Origin of the sequence: Clostridium sp. AF34-10BH (assembly GCF_003478095.1) — a bacterium.
GTDB classification, from domain to species: domain Bacteria; phylum Bacillota; class Clostridia; order Lachnospirales; family Lachnospiraceae; genus Acetatifactor; species Acetatifactor acetigignens.
Map to the genome: position 1 here is coordinate 16,265 of NZ_QUEC01000021.1, position 17,858 is coordinate 34,122.

The 17,858-nt window shown below is 46.2% G+C and carries 19 protein-coding genes; 5 read left to right on the forward strand and 14 right to left on the reverse strand.

From position 1 onward, the window contains the following. Positions 1–8: 8 nt before the first annotated feature. The gene (locus DWZ61_RS13360) at positions 9–431 is read left to right on the forward strand and encodes a putative ABC transporter permease (RefSeq protein ID WP_243026420.1); all 423 of its coding nucleotides are present in this window, start codon (positions 9–11) and stop codon (positions 429–431) included. Between the two features lie 14 nt (positions 432–445). Here DWZ61_RS13360 and DWZ61_RS13365 read toward each other — a convergent pair whose 3' ends face one another. Together DWZ61_RS13365 and DWZ61_RS13370 are read right to left on the reverse strand one after the other, a co-directional pair. Continuing rightward, positions 446–1,819, reverse strand: a complete 1,374-nt coding sequence (locus tag DWZ61_RS13365; protein WP_118539076.1) for an MATE family efflux transporter — start codon at positions 1,817–1,819, stop codon at positions 446–448. A gap of 89 nt (positions 1,820–1,908) precedes the next feature. After that, positions 1,909–2,289: a PH domain-containing protein gene (locus tag DWZ61_RS13370; RefSeq protein WP_118539078.1), complete on the reverse strand. Its 381-nt coding sequence runs from the start codon at positions 2,287–2,289 to the stop codon at positions 1,909–1,911. A gap of 248 nt (positions 2,290–2,537) precedes the next feature. On the opposite strand from DWZ61_RS13370, the gene DWZ61_RS13375 reads away from it, so the two are divergent. The 3 genes from DWZ61_RS13375 to DWZ61_RS13385 all read left to right on the forward strand — a co-directional run bounded on the left by DWZ61_RS13375 (position 2,538) and on the right by DWZ61_RS13385 (position 4,712). Further along, complete coding sequence (locus DWZ61_RS13375) at positions 2,538–3,077, forward strand: nitroreductase family protein (RefSeq protein ID WP_118539080.1); 540 nt, start codon at positions 2,538–2,540, stop codon at positions 3,075–3,077. A gap of 203 nt (positions 3,078–3,280) precedes the next feature. Beyond that, entirely contained in the window at positions 3,281–4,192 is a 912-nt protein-coding gene (pyrB, locus tag DWZ61_RS13380; RefSeq protein ID WP_118539082.1) for an aspartate carbamoyltransferase, read from the forward strand. 91 nt (positions 4,193–4,283) lie between these two features. After that, the gene (locus tag DWZ61_RS13385) at positions 4,284–4,712 is read left to right on the forward strand and encodes an aspartate carbamoyltransferase regulatory subunit (protein WP_117465826.1); all 429 of its coding nucleotides are present in this window, start codon (positions 4,284–4,286) and stop codon (positions 4,710–4,712) included. Between the two features lie 165 nt (positions 4,713–4,877). On the opposite strand, the gene DWZ61_RS13390 is transcribed toward DWZ61_RS13385, so the two are convergent. From DWZ61_RS13390 to kduI, 10 genes are all read right to left on the reverse strand, one after another. Continuing rightward, positions 4,878–5,477 (reverse strand): hypothetical protein, encoded by a 600-nt coding sequence (locus DWZ61_RS13390; RefSeq protein ID WP_243026421.1) that lies wholly within the window; start codon positions 5,475–5,477, stop codon positions 4,878–4,880. Between the two features lie 9 nt (positions 5,478–5,486). Beyond that, positions 5,487–5,954, reverse strand: a complete 468-nt coding sequence (locus DWZ61_RS13400; RefSeq protein ID WP_118539084.1) for a DUF3592 domain-containing protein — start codon at positions 5,952–5,954, stop codon at positions 5,487–5,489. Positions 5,955–6,002: 48 nt separating this feature from the next. Beyond that, entirely contained in the window at positions 6,003–6,455 is a 453-nt protein-coding gene (locus tag DWZ61_RS13405; protein WP_118539086.1) for a DUF3592 domain-containing protein, read from the reverse strand. A 182-nt stretch (positions 6,456–6,637) separates the two neighbouring features. Further along, complete coding sequence (locus DWZ61_RS13410; RefSeq protein WP_118539088.1) at positions 6,638–7,090, reverse strand: GNAT family N-acetyltransferase; 453 nt, start codon at positions 7,088–7,090, stop codon at positions 6,638–6,640. A 47-nt stretch (positions 7,091–7,137) separates the two neighbouring features. Beyond that, positions 7,138–7,761: a class I SAM-dependent methyltransferase gene (locus DWZ61_RS13415; protein WP_118539090.1), complete on the reverse strand. Its 624-nt coding sequence runs from the start codon at positions 7,759–7,761 to the stop codon at positions 7,138–7,140. A 366-nt stretch (positions 7,762–8,127) separates the two neighbouring features. After that, positions 8,128–9,159: a sugar kinase gene (locus tag DWZ61_RS13425; RefSeq protein WP_118539094.1), complete on the reverse strand. Its 1,032-nt coding sequence runs from the start codon at positions 9,157–9,159 to the stop codon at positions 8,128–8,130. Positions 9,160–9,453: 294 nt separating this feature from the next. After that, entirely contained in the window at positions 9,454–10,419 is a 966-nt protein-coding gene (locus tag DWZ61_RS13430; RefSeq protein ID WP_022154726.1) for a bifunctional 4-hydroxy-2-oxoglutarate aldolase/2-dehydro-3-deoxy-phosphogluconate aldolase, read from the reverse strand. A gap of 96 nt (positions 10,420–10,515) precedes the next feature. Next, positions 10,516–11,154: an RpiB/LacA/LacB family sugar-phosphate isomerase gene (locus tag DWZ61_RS13435; RefSeq protein ID WP_118504601.1), complete on the reverse strand. Its 639-nt coding sequence runs from the start codon at positions 11,152–11,154 to the stop codon at positions 10,516–10,518. 246 nt (positions 11,155–11,400) lie between these two features. Then, on the reverse strand, positions 11,401–12,204 hold the full coding sequence (locus DWZ61_RS13440) for a gluconate 5-dehydrogenase (RefSeq protein ID WP_118504603.1): 804 nt from the start codon (positions 12,202–12,204) through the stop codon (positions 11,401–11,403). Positions 12,205–12,262: 58 nt separating this feature from the next. Further along, the gene (gene kduI, locus DWZ61_RS13445) at positions 12,263–13,123 is read right to left on the reverse strand and encodes a 5-dehydro-4-deoxy-D-glucuronate isomerase (RefSeq protein WP_117465822.1); all 861 of its coding nucleotides are present in this window, start codon (positions 13,121–13,123) and stop codon (positions 12,263–12,265) included. A 276-nt stretch (positions 13,124–13,399) separates the two neighbouring features. Between kduI and DWZ61_RS13450 the strand changes: the two genes are divergently transcribed. Further along, positions 13,400–14,293 carry an AraC family transcriptional regulator gene (locus DWZ61_RS13450; protein ID WP_118504661.1) on the forward strand — a complete coding sequence of 298 codons (894 nt, stop codon included), beginning with the start codon at positions 13,400–13,402 and terminating at the stop codon, positions 14,291–14,293. Positions 14,294–14,327: 34 nt separating this feature from the next. Here DWZ61_RS13450 and DWZ61_RS13455 read toward each other — a convergent pair whose 3' ends face one another. Both DWZ61_RS13455 and DWZ61_RS13460 read right to left on the reverse strand, forming a co-directional pair. Then, positions 14,328–15,191, reverse strand: coding sequence for a YitT family protein (locus DWZ61_RS13455; RefSeq protein ID WP_117465821.1), 864 nt, complete (start codon positions 15,189–15,191; stop codon positions 14,328–14,330). A gap of 13 nt (positions 15,192–15,204) precedes the next feature. After that, positions 15,205–17,856, reverse strand: a complete 2,652-nt coding sequence (locus DWZ61_RS13460; protein WP_118539096.1) for a YfhO family protein — start codon at positions 17,854–17,856, stop codon at positions 15,205–15,207. Positions 17,857–17,858 lie beyond the last annotated feature (2 nt).

Here is a 17,858-nt window from a genome sequence, read left to right on the forward strand (position 1 = left end):
CTATGTCCATGAAAATGACAAAATCCATCGCAAACTCTTTTAAAACCTTCGGCAGGAGCTTTCTCCTGTGCGGACTGTGCGGCTGGTGCATGGAGATCCTGTTCACAGCGCTGCACTCCCTTCGGCGCAGGGATCTGCGTCTTACCGGTAATACTTCCCTGTGGATGTTCCCTATCTACGGCTCCGCCTGCCTGCTTGCACCCTTCAAACGGCTTTTTGAGCACCTGAATATCAGTCGTCCCGGGCGCGGGCTGTTCTATATGGCTATGATCTTCACCGTGGAATATCTCAGTGGGCGCCTATTGTGGAAGCATGGTCTCTGCCCCTGGGATTACGGTAAAAGCCGTTTCCACATCCACCGGATCATCCGGCTGGACTATGCCCCCTGGTGGTTCCTGGCAGGACTGTTTTTTGAAAAGATCCTGCCCTGAGCCGTTTTACAGCATTACTGCATTGCTTCTGCCAGCATCCGTTCCTCATGACCCTTTTTGTCCCTCACCATCTTCTTCATGAGGAAATGATAAGCGATCCAGAGGAAAATACCTGCGGTCAGCCAGGCTGAGGCATTGGCAAAGCACACACCCACATAACTCATCAGATGCGCTGCCGCAAAAGCCACGATACCACGGCTCAACAATTCCACCACACCGCCCATCATGGGCATGAAGCCGAAGCCACAGCCCTGCAGCGCATTTCGGAAGATAAATATCATTCCCAGCGGAATGAAGAACATGCCACAGATCGTAATATACGTTCTGGCATAGCCGCATACCATCTCAACCTGTTCGGAGATGAACAGCGGTACAATATAAGGAAGTGCTATATATACCAGTCCGTAGACAAGCACCGCATAGACACCGGACATGATATTGGCAGCTTTCACGCCCTTACGGATCCGGTTCAGATCATTGATGCCGCGGTTCTGCGCACAGTAAGTTGCCATAGTCACACCCATTGCAGCAAAGGGCTGTGTCACCAGCTGTTCCACCTTGCAGGACACCGAATAAGATGCCACCACGGTAGAACCCAGCAGATTCAGTGCTGCCTGTACCAGAATGGTACCGATAGCAGTAATGGAAAACTGCAGTGCCATGGGAATTCCCACGGTCAGCTGATTTTTCACACACTGACTTTCCAGTCTGCAATGCTCCGGACGGATATGCAGTGTAGGTACTCTCTTAATAATATAAATCAGACACAGTACACCGGATAATCCCTGCGAAATGATGGTAGCATAAGCTGCACCGCCCACTCCCATATGACCGTAAACGATCAGTACATAGTCCAAGACAATATTCGTCACCGAAGCGATCACCAGCAATACTAACGGCACCACACTGTTGCCGATGGCACGCAGGATACTGGACAACAGGTTATACAATACATTGCAGGCAATTCCCGCACAGATGATCATAATGTATTCCTTCGTCATATCAAAAATATCTTCCGGAGTATTCATCACCCGAAGCAGCCTGTCCATGCCGGCCATACTGACTGCGGTCATCACGATCGTCACGATCACCGACAGGATGGCAGCGCTTCCGATACTTTTACGCATACCTTCCCGGTCCCCTGCTCCGAAGCGTTGTGCCGTCAGCACAGTAAATCCGGTGGTCAGTCCCTGGGTAAATCCCAGGATCAGGAAGCTTACCGACCCGGTGGCTCCTACTGCCGCCAATGCATCCACACCTACGAACCGACCCACGATAATGGTATCCACCATACTGTATAACTGTTGGAAAATATTACCTATGATAATAGGAATGATAAATTTTGTAATCAGCTTGGAAGGGCTGCCCTTCGTCATATCAAGTTCCATAAATCTCTTCTCCCGAAAAAACAGGGCCCCGGAAGGCCCCGTCTCTTATACACATGTATACTTTACACATGTATACTTGTTTCTCAATATTACTGTAAATCGTCAATATCCCCGACCTCTCCGGAACCGATATCCAGCATGTTCACGGTTCTGCGCTTCAATCTGGCTTCTTCCGACTCCTTCAAAATAAACTCCTTGATCGCTTTGGAATTGCGGATATGCTCAATCAACAGTTTGGGATGAGTGGTATCACCGGTATAACAGACAATGGTGCCAAGTCCTACCATTCTCTCCCAGATACTTGCCGTATGCTCCACATCCTGTACCTTGTACATATAGCAGTCATTCTCCACCTTGGTGAACACACCCGTATCCACAGTGATCATATCCTCTTTGATCACATACCTGGTAAAAGTAAAAGGTAATCCTAAAAATAACCAGCGCTTCTTTTCCACAAATTCTACTGACATAGTGCCCTCCTTTTATTGCCTGGTCCGGTATTCCACAGCCGCTGTAACGTACAGTAGAACCGTCTTTTACACAACCGGCTTCATCAATATAGTTCTCTTTGCCTCATTATATGATATCCTATCCGGGAATGCAAAACCTTTCTGTCATATCCACACAAATTTTCTATATTTTTTCACTCTTTCCTGCTTGATTCTACCCTTCAGAAATGCTATTATATTACAAATGCAAAAAAACAGGAGGATAAACAATGACCGCAAAAGAATGTATCACCGGCCGCAGAAGTATCCGTCAGTATACGGATCAGCCGGTATCTCATGAGCTTCTGGCTCAGATCGTAGAGACAGCTTCTTATGCTCCCAGCTGGAAGCATACGCAAATCGTTCGTTATATCGCTGTGGAAGGCGAAAAGAAAGCGAAACTGGCAGCATGTACTTCCTCCTTCCCGGGTAATGGTAAGATCATGGAGAATGCTCCCATGGTCGTTGCAGTATCCGTGATCAAGGGCAGAAGCGGTTTCGAGAGAGACGGCTCCTTCACTACCCAAAGAGGCGATGCATGGCAGATGTTCGATGCCGGTGTTGCCAGCGAAGCATTTTGTCTGGCTGCTTACGAGCAGGGCCTTGGCACCGTGATCATGGGTATTTTCGATCAGCAGGAAGCTGCTGATCTCCTTGAGATTCCTGAAAATCAGGACCTGATCGCACTGATCCCCATCGGTTATCCCACAGAAGCACCCGTTGCTCCCAAACGGAAACCCGTAACGGATCTGTTATCTTATCAACAGTAATTTTAAAGTCGAAGAGTTTTTCCTCTTCGACTTTTTTCTGGTCAGGGTATGAGCTGTCTGCTTCCTGCGGGCCCTGTTTCTACCCGCATCATAAGAAAAGCGCTGTATTCTTATGATGTCGCATACACAAGTGAGCACGGATTCTTCTATTCCGTACAGTCACTGTGTCGAAAATAGCAGCGCAGAAATGAGGAAATGAAAAAATGAGACACTTGATGAACCCACTTGACTTCTCTGTTGAGGAACTGGACAAGCTGTTCGCTCTGGCAGACGACATTGAGAAGGATCCCGCCAAATACGCCCACAAATGCGACGGCAAGATCCTCGCCACCTGCTTCTATGAGCCCAGCACCCGTACACGCTTAAGCTTTGAAACCGCCATGACCCGTTTAGGCGGCAGAGTCATCGGCTTCTCCGATGCGGCTTCCTCTTCTGCTTCTAAAGGAGAAAGTGTATCCGATACCATCCGCATCATCTCCTGCTATGCGGACATCTGCGCTATGCGCCATCCCAAGGAAGGCGCTCCCATGGTAGCCGCAGAGAAATCCCTGATCCCCGTGATCAATGCCGGTGACGGTGGACATCAGCATCCCACCCAAACCCTGGCCGACCTGCAGACCATCCGCAGCCTCCACGGCGATCTGAATAATTTTACCATCGGTCTGTGCGGTGACCTGAAATTCGGCCGTACCGTACACTCCCTGATCAACGCACTGGTGCGCTACGAAGGCATCAAATTCATCTTCATCTCTCCCGAAGAGCTGAAGATTCCCGACTATGTCACCGACATGCTCCGCGAGAAAGGCATTCCTTTCCAGGAAGTTATCCGTCTCGAAGATGTGATGCCGGAGTTGGATCTCTTATACATGACCCGTGTGCAGAAGGAACGTTTCTTCAACGAAGAGGATTACGTCCGCCTGAAAGATTTCTATGTACTGACCCCTGAAAAAATGGAACTGGCGAAGCCCGATATGCTGGTGCTGCATCCCCTTCCCAGAATCAATGAGATCTCCGTGGAGATCGATGACGATCCCAGAGCCGCCTATTTCAAACAGGCACAGTTCGCTGTCTATGTCCGTATGGCTCTGATCCTGACTTTGCTGGGTCTGGCATAATTTTCCGGTATCTGACCGCAAAATTATCTTATGAATTCGTATATTAAAGTTAACATACGCAGCACTCTGTGCCTGCAGAATGGAGATTACTATGTTAAATGTAGGAAAAATCGAAGAGGGCTTCGTCCTCGATCATATCAAAGCCGGAAAAAGTCTCTCAATCTATGAGCACCTTCAGCTGGATAAGTTAGACTGCACCGTTGCTATCATCAAAAACGCCCGTAGCGGAAAAATGGGCAAAAAGGATATTCTGAAAGTAGAATGTGACATCGATATGCTGGATCTGGATGTACTGGCATTCATCGACCACAACATCACTGTCAACGTCATCAAAAACGGTGAGATCGTAGAGAAGAAGGAACTGGTACTTCCCAAACAGATCAAAAACGTCATCAAATGCCGCAACCCTAGATGCATCACTTCCATCGAGCAGGGACTGCCCCATGTATTCGTCCTCTCCGATGAGAAAAAAGAGATCTACCGCTGCAAATACTGCGAAGAGAAATACAGCGAAAGCTAAATCACTAAATCAGAAACTGTCAAAAAAGCCGTCTTCCGCAACCCGGAAAACGGCTCTTTTTTATTTCTTAACTCCCTTTTTACAAAAGTGTGTCTGATTGGCTAAAGTGCTTGTATTAGTTTGATATTAATTTGTTGTGAGTCCGACAAACTTGAATCTGTCGCTTTAATACCCGTGGTCAACATGTTCCCAATTCCCACTGTCATTCCTAATTAGAATCCATTTCCAATCATCATATGTTGAATCCGGATTAAGCGAACCATCCCCGCCTGATGAGTCTACATCGAAAGATGATAATATTACGATTGCTTCATCCGCGTCATATTGTTCAGCCCATTCATAAAATTCATCGGCGTATGTATCTCCGGGATAGGACAGTTTTGTCAGTGTGCAGCCGTCAAATTCGTTGCCGAAATAGTCTTTTACTGTTTGGAAAGCCGCCTCAATATCACTGTCTGAATATATTTCCGATGGTTTCCAATCAGGAATTTGAACATTGTCAATATTCCCACCACTATTCTTTCCACCACAGCCGGCAAGAACAAAAATCATTATCAAAGCTGTCAGAAAACAGAATAAAGTTTTCCTATTCATTTTTCGATACCTCCTACGAATTCCGATTTTTCTATCCTGCACATTCTTTACATCATCCAGTTTGCTCTGCAGTTTATCAATATCGCTGTAATATAACTTTCCCTGTGAATTACCAAGCTTTACTGCCTGATTAATATTATTTGCAATACCGGCAATAACACGGATTACCAATAACCTCTCTTATACTAATTTCAACAAATTATAAATAACAATAAATGTGATAGCTACAAAAGCTATTGTTCCCAAACAACCAGCTGTCCGCTGTGATCCTTGACTTGCTTCTTCCTTGCAAACGCTCTTAGAAGGGTTATTCGAATCATAATAAACCGTTATTGTATAAGGGAACTTTACAGCTACCATACCTGGTGACTGAAACGTAATTTTCTTTTTATATGAAATACCATTAACTTTATACTCATAGGTGCATTTCATTCTATCATTTTTAAAGTTTGCGTTTCCAGATTCATCGTTTCCTAATCTAAGCTTATTATCTATAAGCGTAGCCGTTGTATAACACCCCTGCTTTTTTGCTTTTTCCATAAACTTTTGATTAAAGGAACGACCTTTCAGAAAAATCTTTATATAACATACAACCAAAACTAATGCACCAGCTATCAAAGCGATAGCACTTCTAATTTCTTCGCTCATTTTTATGTACCCATTCTTTCTTTATCCACTGCATATCAATGACCTCTCTTATACTAATTTCAATAAATTATATATTAATATGATTACAATAATCGGAATTACAATTGACATATAACATCCTGTTTGCTTTTGTTTGTTCTGCCCTAATTCAACATCTGCAAACGACTTTGAGGGATTGTTTTTGTCATAAAAAATTTCTACCTGATTGGGATAATTAACAACAATTCCTGTGTCAGTATATGTGATTTTCTTCTCAAATCTTTTTCCGTCCACAAAATACTCATAGGTTACGATCTCACTTCTGTATCGTCCCTCAGGACCTGTAAATCTTCTATAATCGTTCTTTACAACCCTACCTGTGGTTATACATCCACTTTGTCTTGCTTTTGCCATTAGCTGATTTCCCTTTGTTTTGCCTTTAAGAAAAACAAAGAAAAATAGCCAAGCAAAAATAACAGCACCACAAATTAAAGCTATAGTTATTCTTATATCGTCGCTCATGAAAATCTCCTTACTCAAACATAAAATGCAACAACTGCACGGTGTTTCCTGTTGTACTCACGAGGCAGGTTTCATTACTATTAAAATACAATGTATCTTTGTATGTGTAGTCAATAATCGTTCAATTTCGATTTTACAATTCGTCAAACTGGTATTTTCGGTTCTACAAGTTTGAGCTTTCCTTATAGTTTGTATTGCATAAAATTACCATTATGAACAAATCCATATGCTGTATATAATTTTACGCCCATATCAGAAGCAGTAATCTGTATCGTGCCGCAGCCATATTTTCTTGCTTCCTCTATAACTCTGTGCAAAAGCTCTTTTGCAATTCCCATCCGTCTGTAATCTGGATTGGTAAACATACTTGATAACAGTCCCATTTTTCCGCTTGGGCAACCGAAATATGGAGGCTTCTCAACAAAAGACATACCGCTTGTTCCGATTATCTTGCTCCCATCAACAGCTATCCAAGATACGAATGTGCCGTCTGTCATATGACGCTTATAATAATCTTTTAAAGCAGGTTTTAAATCAATATCTTCTTTTGCACCTTCTTCCCTTAACTGATTTATTCTCATTTCAATAAAAATATCAAGTTCATTTTCAGTTAATCTCTTATATGCTATTGACATTTCGTCACACCTCCAACTTCCAAGTTTCTGTTCTATACAAATCGAATTTAATAATTAGCTTTTTTCGCAATCAAAACTCCAACAGGAGCTAAAACGCCATCCACCAAATCTATTTCGACAACTGTAAAGCCATAATCCGATATAAACTTGCAAAAACTTCCCTTGTTCCATTCTGTGTATTCTTTAAATCCTGTAATAGACATCAATCGTTTTCGTAAACCACTTGAATTTTTCTCTGCCCATAAGAAAGTTGGTGCATACAAAATACCATCTTTTTTTAATACTCTACGAATTTCCTGCATTGCTTTTTCAGGCTCCGGCATAATGTGCAGTGCATTTGAAATTACTACACAATCAAATTTTTCATCCTCGTATGAAAGTGCTGTTGCATCCGCTACGAAAAAACGAAGTTTTTCTGTTGTGCCTCTCCTTTTTGCTTGCTCAATCATATTTTCCGAAAAATCGGTTGCCGTCCAACTATTAGTATAATCAGACAGTGGAAAAGATAGTTGCCCTGTTCCACAAGCTAATTCTAATATGTTCATATCAGGTTTGAGATAATCTCTAATATACCCGCAAATTGCATTATAAAATTTCTTATCTGACTCCATCAAAGGTGCATATATTTTTGCAAGTCGTTGCCAATAACCCTTGTTTGCCTTGTCTTTCATATCAAAATCCCCATTTTATTCAATAATACAAATTCTGATTTGCAAAACACATTCTTTTTTACATAGGCACAGTATACCACATTTCCTGTGCCTATGCGATATCATTTAATTCTTATTCCGATATGAACTCATCTTCTCCACAGTAACCTCCGGATAGAAATAAGTCAAAATCGTTGCTTTCGGAACTCCTGCAGCTAATGCTTTCTTCACTTCTTCTTTCTGCTCTGGTGTATATGACCAATGACTGGTTTGAAATGGCAAAGCAGTGCTGCCAGCATTAACCAGTCCCAAAGACGGAAAAACTCACCTGCATGTTACCACGCAGGTGAGTTCTTTTTATTTTTACACTATTCTGTTTACAGAAGATTATCTCTGTACACGTCCGGAAGCGTCGCCGCCAGCCAGGGTCTCAACTTCTTTTCTGGATACCAGGTTGAAGTCACCGGGGATGGTGTGCTTCAGAGCGGATGCAGCTACGCCGTACTCAAGAGCATCCTTGAAGTTCTTGCCATCCAGCATACCGCAGATCACGCCGCCTGCGAAGGAGTCGCCGCCGCCTACACGGTCAACGATGGGATGGATGCTGTACTCTTTGGAGTGATAGAACTCCTTGGTATCTCTGGAGTAGATGCAAGCAGACCAGCCGTTATCGGAAGCGGAATGGCTTACACGCAGAGAGGATACGCAGTACTCGAAGTTGAACTTTTCAACCATCTGCTCGAAGATGGACTTGTAACCGGCTAACTCCAGCTCACCGCTGGTAACATCGGTATCGCCGGGTTTGAAGCCAAGTACCAGCTCAGCATCTTCTTCGTTACCAATACATACATCAACGTACTTCATCAGGTTGGTCATAACCTTCTGAGCCTTCTCAGAGCTCCACAGCTTCTTACGGAAGTTCAGGTCTACGGATACCTTTACGCCGTGCTTCTTAGCAGCGATCAGAGCCTTCTCGGTCAGCTCTGCTGCAGCGTCGGATACGGCGGGGGTAATACCTGTGAAGTGGAACCAGTCAGCACCTTCAAAAATCTCATCGAAGTTGAAATCAGCCTCGGTTGCAGTAGAGATAGAAGAATGTGCTCTATCGTATACAACCTTGGAAGGTCTCATGGAAGAACCGCTCTCCAGGTAGTAGATACCCAGTCTCTCACCGCATCTTGCGATGTGCTTGGTCTCTACGTTGTACTTTCTCAGAGCTGCTACTGCGCACTCACCGATCTCGTTGTCAGGAACTGCGGTAACGAACTCAGCGTCATGACCGTAGTTAGCCAGAGATACTGCTACGTTAGCTTCACCGCCGCCGTAGTTTACATCGAACTCGTCTGCCTGGATAAATTTCTCGTTGTTGGGGGTGGACAGTCTCAGCATGATCTCACCCATGGTAATTACTTTTGCCATTTTGGTATATTCCTTTCTCACTAAAAATTGTCTATTATCTCTGGTTGGATGGCTGCATATTCCATCACGGACCCGCTCTCGCTTCGGCCCTCCCGTAGCGGTACATAAGATGCTAAAATACAGCATCTAAGTACCGACGGTCGGTTAGAGTCCGTGTCGGAACACGCAACCGTCCAACCTGATTATTCTAAATCCTATTCATTTCACCGTGTAATCGCTATATTACAGCGGAAGCTCGTCTGCAACTGAAATATGCAGTTGCTGCAACCGTACGGTTTAAAATTTGCTTATGATTTATTTCTGTACCAGATGAACTGCGAATCCGCCGATCTCTTCCTTCAGGTAGATAGCCTTCAGGTTGCCCTTGGCATCTCTCTTAGCGGACTCTTCGTTGAACTCAACACCCAGAACAGTGCTCAGGTAGTTGACAGCTCTCTCGATGTAGTTGGTCTTAACAGCGATGTGGCCGTTCTTGCCCAGGTAAGGAGTCTTCATAACTTCCAGAGCAGAGCCTGCGAATACGGAGCTGTTGCCAACCTTAGCGGGCATACCGAAGATGAATGCGAAACGGTTCGCAGCCTTAACAGCCTCTTCCTCGTTCTCTGCATTGACACCAACATGAGCTAGCTCGAAGCCCAGCATGGTCTGTACTGCTTCTCTGGTCAGCTGCTCGATCTTGTCCCACTCACCAGCGTTGATCAGGTCGCCGGGAACCATCCAGGAACCACCGCATGCGATGATCTTGGGGAAGTCAAGGTAAGAAGTCAGGTTCTTAGCGTTTACACCGCCGGTAGGCATGAACTTCATATTTACATAAGGGGCTGCCATAGCCTTGATCTTAGCCAGACCGCCAGACTGCTCAGCGGGGAAGAACTTAACTACATCCAGGCCAAGCTCGATAGCCTGCTCGATGTCGCTGGGGCTGGAAGTACCGGGAGTGATAGGAATGTTCTTCTCTACACAATACTTAACGGTTCTGGGATTTAAGCCGGGGCTTACGATGAACTTGGCGCCTGCTGCTACTGCTGCGTCAACCTGCTCTGCGTTCAGAACGGTACCTGCCCCAACACACATGCTAGGGAAGTTGTCGGTCATGATCTTGATAGCTTCTGCTGCTGCGCTGGTACGGAAAGTAACCTCTGCACAGGGAAGTCCTCCTGCGCAAAGTGCCTTTGCCAGAGGAAGTGCATCTGCTGCGTTGTCAATTTTTACAACCGGTACGATACCGATTTTGCTGATTTGCTCTAATACTGCGTTCATAAATAACACCTTTCTGTCTTATAGACTAATAGTTATGTGAAAAATCTTCGCAGGAGATCCTGTCGAAAATATTTCTGCAAAATGAAACCAATACTTTTATGCCAGTACTTCCTTCACTGCCTCAGCGATCTTGTCGCACTTGCAGTTTGCAAAGAAATACTCCTTAAACCTGGCACCGGATAAAGCACCCTTTACCAGTTCACGATCCAGATTCTTCAGGATGGTAACCATATCGGTATGAGTTACTTCTTTTACCTGATCCAGGATCTTCTTGTTGCGCTGCTCGGGAACCACTCTCTCAGGGGGATATCCACCGCCGCCGGGAGCACAGAACAGCTTTTCAAAAGTATACTGTAAATTCAGTTCACCGCCCCAGCCGAAGTTCTCAGCAAAAGGAAGTGCCACACAGTTACCGTCGTTTACCTGAGAGAACAGGTAAGCATCCAGAGGGGACTCAATGTGTCCACACAGAACCTTGGGGAAGGAATTGCATGCAAGCATGGCACCTTCGCCGGTTCCGCATCCGGTGATAACGAAATCCGCTGCCCCGGAGTTCAAAAGAACTGCTGCCAGAATACCGTTCTGTACGTAGGTCAGGGAATTGGGATCCTCTGCGCCGCACATACCGTAGTTGAATACTTCATGACCCATGGGCTCTACTACTTTTTTAAGAGTAGCACAGATCATTTCATTCTTGGCAGCCTGACTGTTTTCATTGATCAAAGCTATCTTCATGAGATACTCCTTTTCCAAACGCCACAACAGTCAGCCGCCGAAATTCTTCTGCGACTGACCTGATGTGAATTGTTTATTCTGTTTTTGATATCCTGCGTAAATGCACAAGCTCCATAGCTACTCACTCGCAAATTCGTGCTTCGCACTCTGCATCCGGCTCGTAAACTCACCGGATATTTACTCGTGAGCTGTGCAAGGAAAACAAATGTCCGCTATGCGGCCGCTTGTTTTCCTTTTGCACAAGCTCTACTGGGGCTGTTTGCCGATGTAAGCAAGGATACCGCCATCTACATAGAGGATGTGTCCGTTGACTGCATTGGATGCCTCAGAAGCAAGGAATACAGCGGGACCGGTCAGCTCTTCGGGCTTCAACCATCTGTTAGCAGGGGTCTTAGCGCAGATGAACTGGTCGAAAGGATGTCTGCTGCCATCGGGCTGGATCTCACGAAGAGGAGCTGTCTGAGGAGTCTCGATGTAACCGGGTCCAAGGCCGTTACACTGAATGTTGTACTGGCCGTACTCGGAGCAGATGTTCTTGGTCAGCATCTTTAAGCCGCCCTTAGCTGCTGCATATGCAGATACAGTCTCACGACCCAGCTCGGACATCATGGAACAGATGTTGATGATCTTACCATGATTCTTCTTGATCATGCCGGGGATAACTGCCTTAGATACGATGAAAGGTGCGTTCAGGTCTACGTCGATTACCTGACGAAACTGATCTGCGGTCATCTCGGTCATGGGGATTCTCTTGATGATACCTGCGTTGTTCACCAGGATATCGATGGTGCCTACTTCCTTTTCGATCTGAGCTACCATAGCGTTAACTGCCTCTTCATTGGTAACGTCGCATACATAGCCGTGAGCCTTGATACCTTTCTCAGCGTATGCTGCCATTCCCTTGTCTACCAGCTCCTGCTTGATATCGTTGAAGCAGATGGTAGCACCGCACTCAGCGTATGCGGAAGCGATAGCGAAACCAATACCGTAAGATGCGCCGGTAACCAGTGCAACCTTACCTTCCAGTGAGAAATTAGTGAATTCAGACATTGTTTTTTCTCCTTTTCTTTATAAAAACTGTTATTTTAGTTACATGTTCCAAAGGATCTTATTTCAGATCTCTGTTGTCAACGCCGTCCATATCATCGAAGTCCTGATTCTCTCCGACCATACCCCAGATAAAGGTATATGCTCTGGAACCGCATCCGGAATGGATGGACCAGCTGGGGGAGATCACTGCTTCTTCGTTACGCATTACGATGTGGCGGGTCTCATCGGGCTCACCCATATAGTGCATAACAAAGGCATCCTCAGGCATATCGAAATACAGATATACTTCCATACGTCTGTCATGTGTATGACAAGGCATGGTGTTCCATACACTGCCGGGCTCTAACTTCGTCATACCCATCTCCAGCTGACAGCTCTCTACCTGTCCGGGAAGGATATACTTGCAGATTACTCTGTGGTTGGCATCCTCCAGAGTACCCAGTTCTACTTTATTCTCATCCTTTACAATGACCACGCCCTCTTCGGGAGTACCTTCCGGCTTGATCAGCACGGTCGGATAAGTCTTATGTGCGGGAGCGGAATTCAGATAAAATTTAGCGGGCTGTTTCTCATCTTCACTTGCGAAAATGATCTCCTTGGAGCCCATTCCTATGTACATAGCTTCCTTGTAACCTACCTTGTACACTTTGCCATCAACGGTAATCATACCTGCTCCGCCGATATTGATCACACCCAGTTCTCTTCTCTGACAGAAATACTCTGCACGGAGTTCATCTCCGGCGGTCAGAGTGATAGGGCTTACAGGAACTGCTGCTCCTGTAATGATTCTGTCGATGTGGCTGTACACCAGCTTGATCTCGCCGGGTACGAACAGATTCTGGATCAGAAACTCTTCTCTCAGACGCTCTGTGGTGTAATGCTTCACATCTCTTGGTGATACTGCTGTTCTAAGTTCCACCTTACGCCTCTCTTTCCTCAACGGGCGGCCTGCGTGCCGCTATTGAATGTTACCTTTTTATGAAAGCACTTACATTATAACATATCATTGTAACCATTTCCAACACATTTTTACTATTTTTTATAAAAATTTTGGAAGGCTGTAACTGCTTTTCTCTTTTGTATGAGTTAAGTATACTAGAAAAGATTCTCAAAGTCTTTTCATATTTTAATCTAAACATTGCAAATTTTGAACTTTTGGTGTTTAATAAAAGAAAAAGCGAAAAGGATGAAAGAAATGGAAGAACTTACCTCCTGTAAAACAGCCATAGAAAACTGTAAAACCTCCGGGACTTTTGCCATTGCCCACTTATATAAAGAAGAAAAAGCCATGGACATGCACATCCATGACTGCTACGAGATCTACTATTCCATCTGCGGCGGCAAACAGTTTCTGATCGACAACTGCTTCTACACCATCGCCCCAGGCGATCTCTTTATCATCAACCAGTACGAAAGTCACAAGCTGACCCAGATCGACAACTCCGTCCACGAACGTATCGTTCTGTCGGTGGCGCCGGATTTCATGAAGCTGATCTCCACCAAAGAGACGGATCTGAGCTTTTGCTTCACTCACCGCAGTGCCCCCTTTTCCCATAAGCTTTCGCTCAACAAGGAACAGCAGAAACGTTTCCTCTATTATATCAACAAAATCACTTCCGCGGAGGGCTTTGCCCATGACATCACGGAATATGCCGCTTTCATGGAGCTGATGGTCATGCTCAACACGCTGTTCATCCGCAGTGCAGAGCAGACGGCGGCCGGGGAAACCGTAACAGATCCCGCCGAATACAAGGACAGTAGCTACCGCTACAACCATCAGGTGGACGATATTCTGGCTTACATCAACCAGAACATCTCCCAGCCTATTACAGTGGAACATCTGGCCGGACAGTTCTACTTAAGCGAATCCTATATCTGCCGGATTTTCAAATCCGCCACAGGCACCACCATTAATAAATACATCACCGCCCGCCGCATCAGTATCGCCAAGGCGGTTCTGAACGAAAACGGCAATGTCATGGAAGCCTTCGAACGCAGCGGTTTCACGGACTACAGCAATTTCTTCAAAGCCTTCACCAAAGCCGTGGGTGTTTCCCCGAAAAAGTACGCAAGCCTGAGTGTCAGCTAAACTGCTGACGCTCAGGCTCTTCTTTTTACATTTCTTAATCATTCGGTCTCTGGTAGAACCGGCCCGCCAGATTCTCCGTACGGATCATGTTGACAAAGGCCTGCGGGTCCGTCTCCCGCACCGTATTCACAACTTTGTTCACCTCGTCTCGTCCCACCACGGAATACAGCACGTCACATTCCTGTTTGGAATAACAGCCCTCACCCTTGATCAGGGTGGCATCGTGATGGGTGATCTCCGCAATAGCTTCGTAGACATCCTCCGGCCGTTTCGTCACGATGATCAGTGTCTGCTTCTGGTAGCGCTTGTACAGCACATGAAGTACCTGTGTGGAGGTATACTGAAAAATAATGGAATACAGCGCCTTGTCCCAGCCAAACAGTGCTCCGGCAATTCCAAGGATCACCACATTTCCCGCAAAAATATAATTCCAGGAATCAATGCCATACTTTTCCGACAGGAAGATCGCGATAAAATCCGTACCGCCGCTGGTGGCATTGGCGAACAGACACAGGCTGATGGCCAGTGCATTGATCAGTCCACCGAAGATAGCAATCAGCAGAATATCCTCCGTTACCGGCCAGGCGGGCACCATATCCGTCAAAATACCGCTCACCACGATCATCAGACAGGAATAACCGGTGAACTTTTTTCCGATGAATTTGAAGCTGATGACCACCGGAACCGCATTTAAGATAAAGTTGATCACCGAAAAGGGAGGCTCCCAGTGCCACAACAGCACGCTGATCTCCTGGATCAGTCGGGTCAGGCCGTTGAATCCACCGGGGATCAATCCCCCGGCCCGGACAAAGCTTTTCAAATTGACTGCCATGATAAAGGATCCCGCCAGGATCAGGCAGGTACGCCGCAAGGTATCACAAATACTCTTCTTCGTCATAATTCGCTCCTTCTTACATCCTTCCTGCCTCTTCCTTCACAGAACCTTCCTCTGTGTGCGTTTTTTCCGCATTCCCGTCTTCCATCGTTTCGTCTGCTGCCTTTTGCAAAGGCTCATTCTCCGCACAGTCTTTCCTTTTCCTGTCACACCTCTGACACAACACGCATCCCAACAGGATCAGTACACTTCCCGCACTCACTAAAATACCGATATTCCGTCCTTCCGGTACATAGTGCATCTGTATCGTATGTTCTCCCGCTTCCAGATCAAATGCCATGAGCGCATTGCCAAACTGCTCAGTCTCTGCATTTTCTCCGTCGATCTGCACCGTCCAGCCCTCCTCATAAGGCACGGACAGGATCAGTCTGCCGGCTTCTTTCAGACTTAAGGTTCCGGAAATATGGGTGCTGTCCATCGCTACATTTTCAAGATGTTCTTTTGACAATATCTCCACTGCCTGTGCCAGCACTTCTTCATTCATTACATAAGCTTCCGCCGATACCTTCGGGGTATCGTCCGTGTCATCCCCATTGGTCAAGGTAACTCTCTCGCCTTTTTGCAGATAGCCCAGATACAGGATAGCTCCGTCCTTCAGATCACTGTAATCCTGCGTCTCCAGCGTTCCCCCAAGCACCTGAACCTTTTTCGTCCCTGTGGCATTGATCCTCGCGTAATAGTAGCCTGCCCGGTCCGCCGTAATACATACATTATCTCCGCTAGTCTCACTGGTCGCCCGGTCCAGTAAGGGCTCTGCGATTCCCAGATCCTCGGTCAGCTGATTCTGCACTCTCACACCGGTGCCGATCTCGTCCGTAACATTCCAACCCATCGGTGCCACATAGCCAAAAGGCAGCGTATATTTACAATGATATAAATAAACATCTCCGCTGTTATTCACGATCTCATACAGACCGTTTTCGTATTTATCCGATCCGCCGAACATATAATCCACATTCAGGAGTGCCGACACGAAAGCTGTCGCTCCGTCAAATCCGTAATAAACCTTACTGTGACGCATACCCAGCATTTTATACAGGTCCATAACGATGGAATTCATGGTGGAGGAAAATACGGAAGCCGTAGGGTATCCCGTAAGAGTACCGTCATTTTTCGTCTTGCGGGTAAACTTCTCGATACGGAAGAAGTCATCCCCCTCCTGTTCCTGCGCTAGGGCGTACAACGCCTTATAATCCTCCTGGTCTCCCAGATAAGCGCTTCGTCCGGTAGTGCCCAGACTCGTATTAAATGTATTGATGCTCAGCTCCGCCACTACGCACGCCAGCACCAGAATCCCCAGCACCTGCCTCGTCAGTTCGTCTTTTCTCGTCCGGTACAAATACAGAAGCACACCATAGATCGTAACGAACACCAGCGTCAGCACTTCAATACCCGTGTCGAAATCCTCGCTCTCCACGAATTTCTCACAGGCAAGTAAAAATATCACCGCCGCCAGATACCCATAGATAATCTGCCTGGGAGAAGTGCCCTCGACATTTCGGAAAGCATCATAGCACATGACAAGGATCAGAAAAATATATAGAAAAGACTGTCTCGCCGGCAGGGAATCCGGATAATTCAGACCGTGCCATAAAAAGTCCAGGACATTGGTTCCGAAGCTGAGCAGCAAAAATCCCGCCAGTGCCAGATTGCAGAACCGTTTTCTCACTGATATTTTTTCATTCAGTGCATACATGGGCACCAGTAAAAATACTGCCACACCACAGTAAATGTTCGGCCAGTGTTCCAGTCCCCTCTCCGTGGTCACGCACAGGCAATGTCTCGCCAGCATATCAAACACGGAAAAATAGGACTCCAGCGTACCGGGGAAATCCGAATTGCCAAAATCCGTCCGTAGAATAGCACAGACCTCCGGAATCAGCAGTACTGCAGCCAGCCCTCCGGCCAGCAGGGAGGCAAATGCAAATCTTCCGATCCTGCCGAATACGATCCGTGCTTTCCTGCTCTGCCCTTCCGTCATGGTATAGTATTCCGTGATCAAAAACATTCCAAAATACAGCACCAGAAAGATACAGATCATAATGGAGATGTAATAATTGGTCAGAATACAGAGTCCCAGAGTCACGGTATACATGACCCATTTGCCTTCTCTGACCAGCCGCTCTGCTCCTAACAGGATCAAGGGTAGCAGGATCAGGCAGTCCAGCCACATCACATTCCAGTTGTAGGCCGCCAGATAGCCGGACAGAGCATACGCAGTGGAAAACAAAAGAGCCGCCGGATCCTCCTTGCCGAACACTTTCCGCAGATAGATGCTGAAGGTAAGCCCCATAAGGCCGATCCGCAGGATCACCAGATAACTCATGAATTCCATGATCAGGCCTTCCGGCAGCAAAAATACCAGCCAGTTAAAAGGACTTGCCAGATAATAGACATACAGTGCCAGGAAATTCGATCCGATCCCTACATTGTAGGAATAGAACAGTCCCTCTCCCGCTTTGATCTTGTGTACAAATTCACTTAAAAAAGGCATATACTGATGGTACATGTCGGAGAACAGAAAACTCCGGTCACCAAAAGGATATATGCCCCGTATGATAAAAAGAACCAGCATAATAAATGCAGGCACAAAGAACGCAAGCACAGAGATCCCTCTCTGCATCCTGCGCTCCTCACTACTTGTTGCTGTCGTTTTATTGCCGTTCATAT

What these genes read in the sequence shown, in the direction of transcription:
- DWZ61_RS13430 (WP_022154726.1), bottom strand. Translation starts at nt 10,419, where the DNA reads ATGAACGCAGTATTAGAGCAAATCAGCAAAATCGGTATCGTACCGGTT.
- DWZ61_RS13440 (WP_118504603.1), bottom strand. Translation starts at nt 12,204, where the DNA reads ATGTCTGAATTCACTAATTTCTCACTGGAAGGTAAGGTTGCACTGGTT.
- DWZ61_RS13460 (WP_118539096.1), bottom strand. Translation starts at nt 17,856, where the DNA reads ATGAACGGCAATAAAACGACAGCAACAAGTAGTGAGGAGCGCAGGATG.
- DWZ61_RS13415 (WP_118539090.1), bottom strand. Translation starts at nt 7,761, where the DNA reads ATGAAAGACAAGGCAAACAAGGGTTATTGGCAACGACTTGCAAAAATA.
- DWZ61_RS13385 (WP_117465826.1), top strand. Translation starts at nt 4,284, where the DNA reads ATGTTAAATGTAGGAAAAATCGAAGAGGGCTTCGTCCTCGATCATATC.
- DWZ61_RS13400 (WP_118539084.1), bottom strand. Translation starts at nt 5,954, where the DNA reads ATGAGCGAAGAAATTAGAAGTGCTATCGCTTTGATAGCTGGTGCATTA.
- DWZ61_RS13405 (WP_118539086.1), bottom strand. Translation starts at nt 6,455, where the DNA reads ATGAGCGACGATATAAGAATAACTATAGCTTTAATTTGTGGTGCTGTT.
- DWZ61_RS13370 (WP_118539078.1), bottom strand. Translation starts at nt 2,289, where the DNA reads ATGTCAGTAGAATTTGTGGAAAAGAAGCGCTGGTTATTTTTAGGATTA.
- DWZ61_RS13365 (WP_118539076.1), bottom strand. Translation starts at nt 1,819, where the DNA reads ATGGAACTTGATATGACGAAGGGCAGCCCTTCCAAGCTGATTACAAAA.
- DWZ61_RS13455 (WP_117465821.1), bottom strand. Translation starts at nt 15,191, where the DNA reads ATGACGAAGAAGAGTATTTGTGATACCTTGCGGCGTACCTGCCTGATC.
- DWZ61_RS13375 (WP_118539080.1), top strand. Translation starts at nt 2,538, where the DNA reads ATGACCGCAAAAGAATGTATCACCGGCCGCAGAAGTATCCGTCAGTAT.
- DWZ61_RS13410 (WP_118539088.1), bottom strand. Translation starts at nt 7,090, where the DNA reads ATGTCAATAGCATATAAGAGATTAACTGAAAATGAACTTGATATTTTT.
- pyrB (WP_118539082.1), top strand. Translation starts at nt 3,281, where the DNA reads ATGAGACACTTGATGAACCCACTTGACTTCTCTGTTGAGGAACTGGAC.
- DWZ61_RS13425 (WP_118539094.1), bottom strand. Translation starts at nt 9,159, where the DNA reads ATGGCAAAAGTAATTACCATGGGTGAGATCATGCTGAGACTGTCCACC.
- DWZ61_RS13360 (WP_243026420.1), top strand. Translation starts at nt 9, where the DNA reads ATGAAAATGACAAAATCCATCGCAAACTCTTTTAAAACCTTCGGCAGG.
- DWZ61_RS13450 (WP_118504661.1), top strand. Translation starts at nt 13,400, where the DNA reads ATGGAAGAACTTACCTCCTGTAAAACAGCCATAGAAAACTGTAAAACC.
- DWZ61_RS13435 (WP_118504601.1), bottom strand. Translation starts at nt 11,154, where the DNA reads ATGAAGATAGCTTTGATCAATGAAAACAGTCAGGCTGCCAAGAATGAA.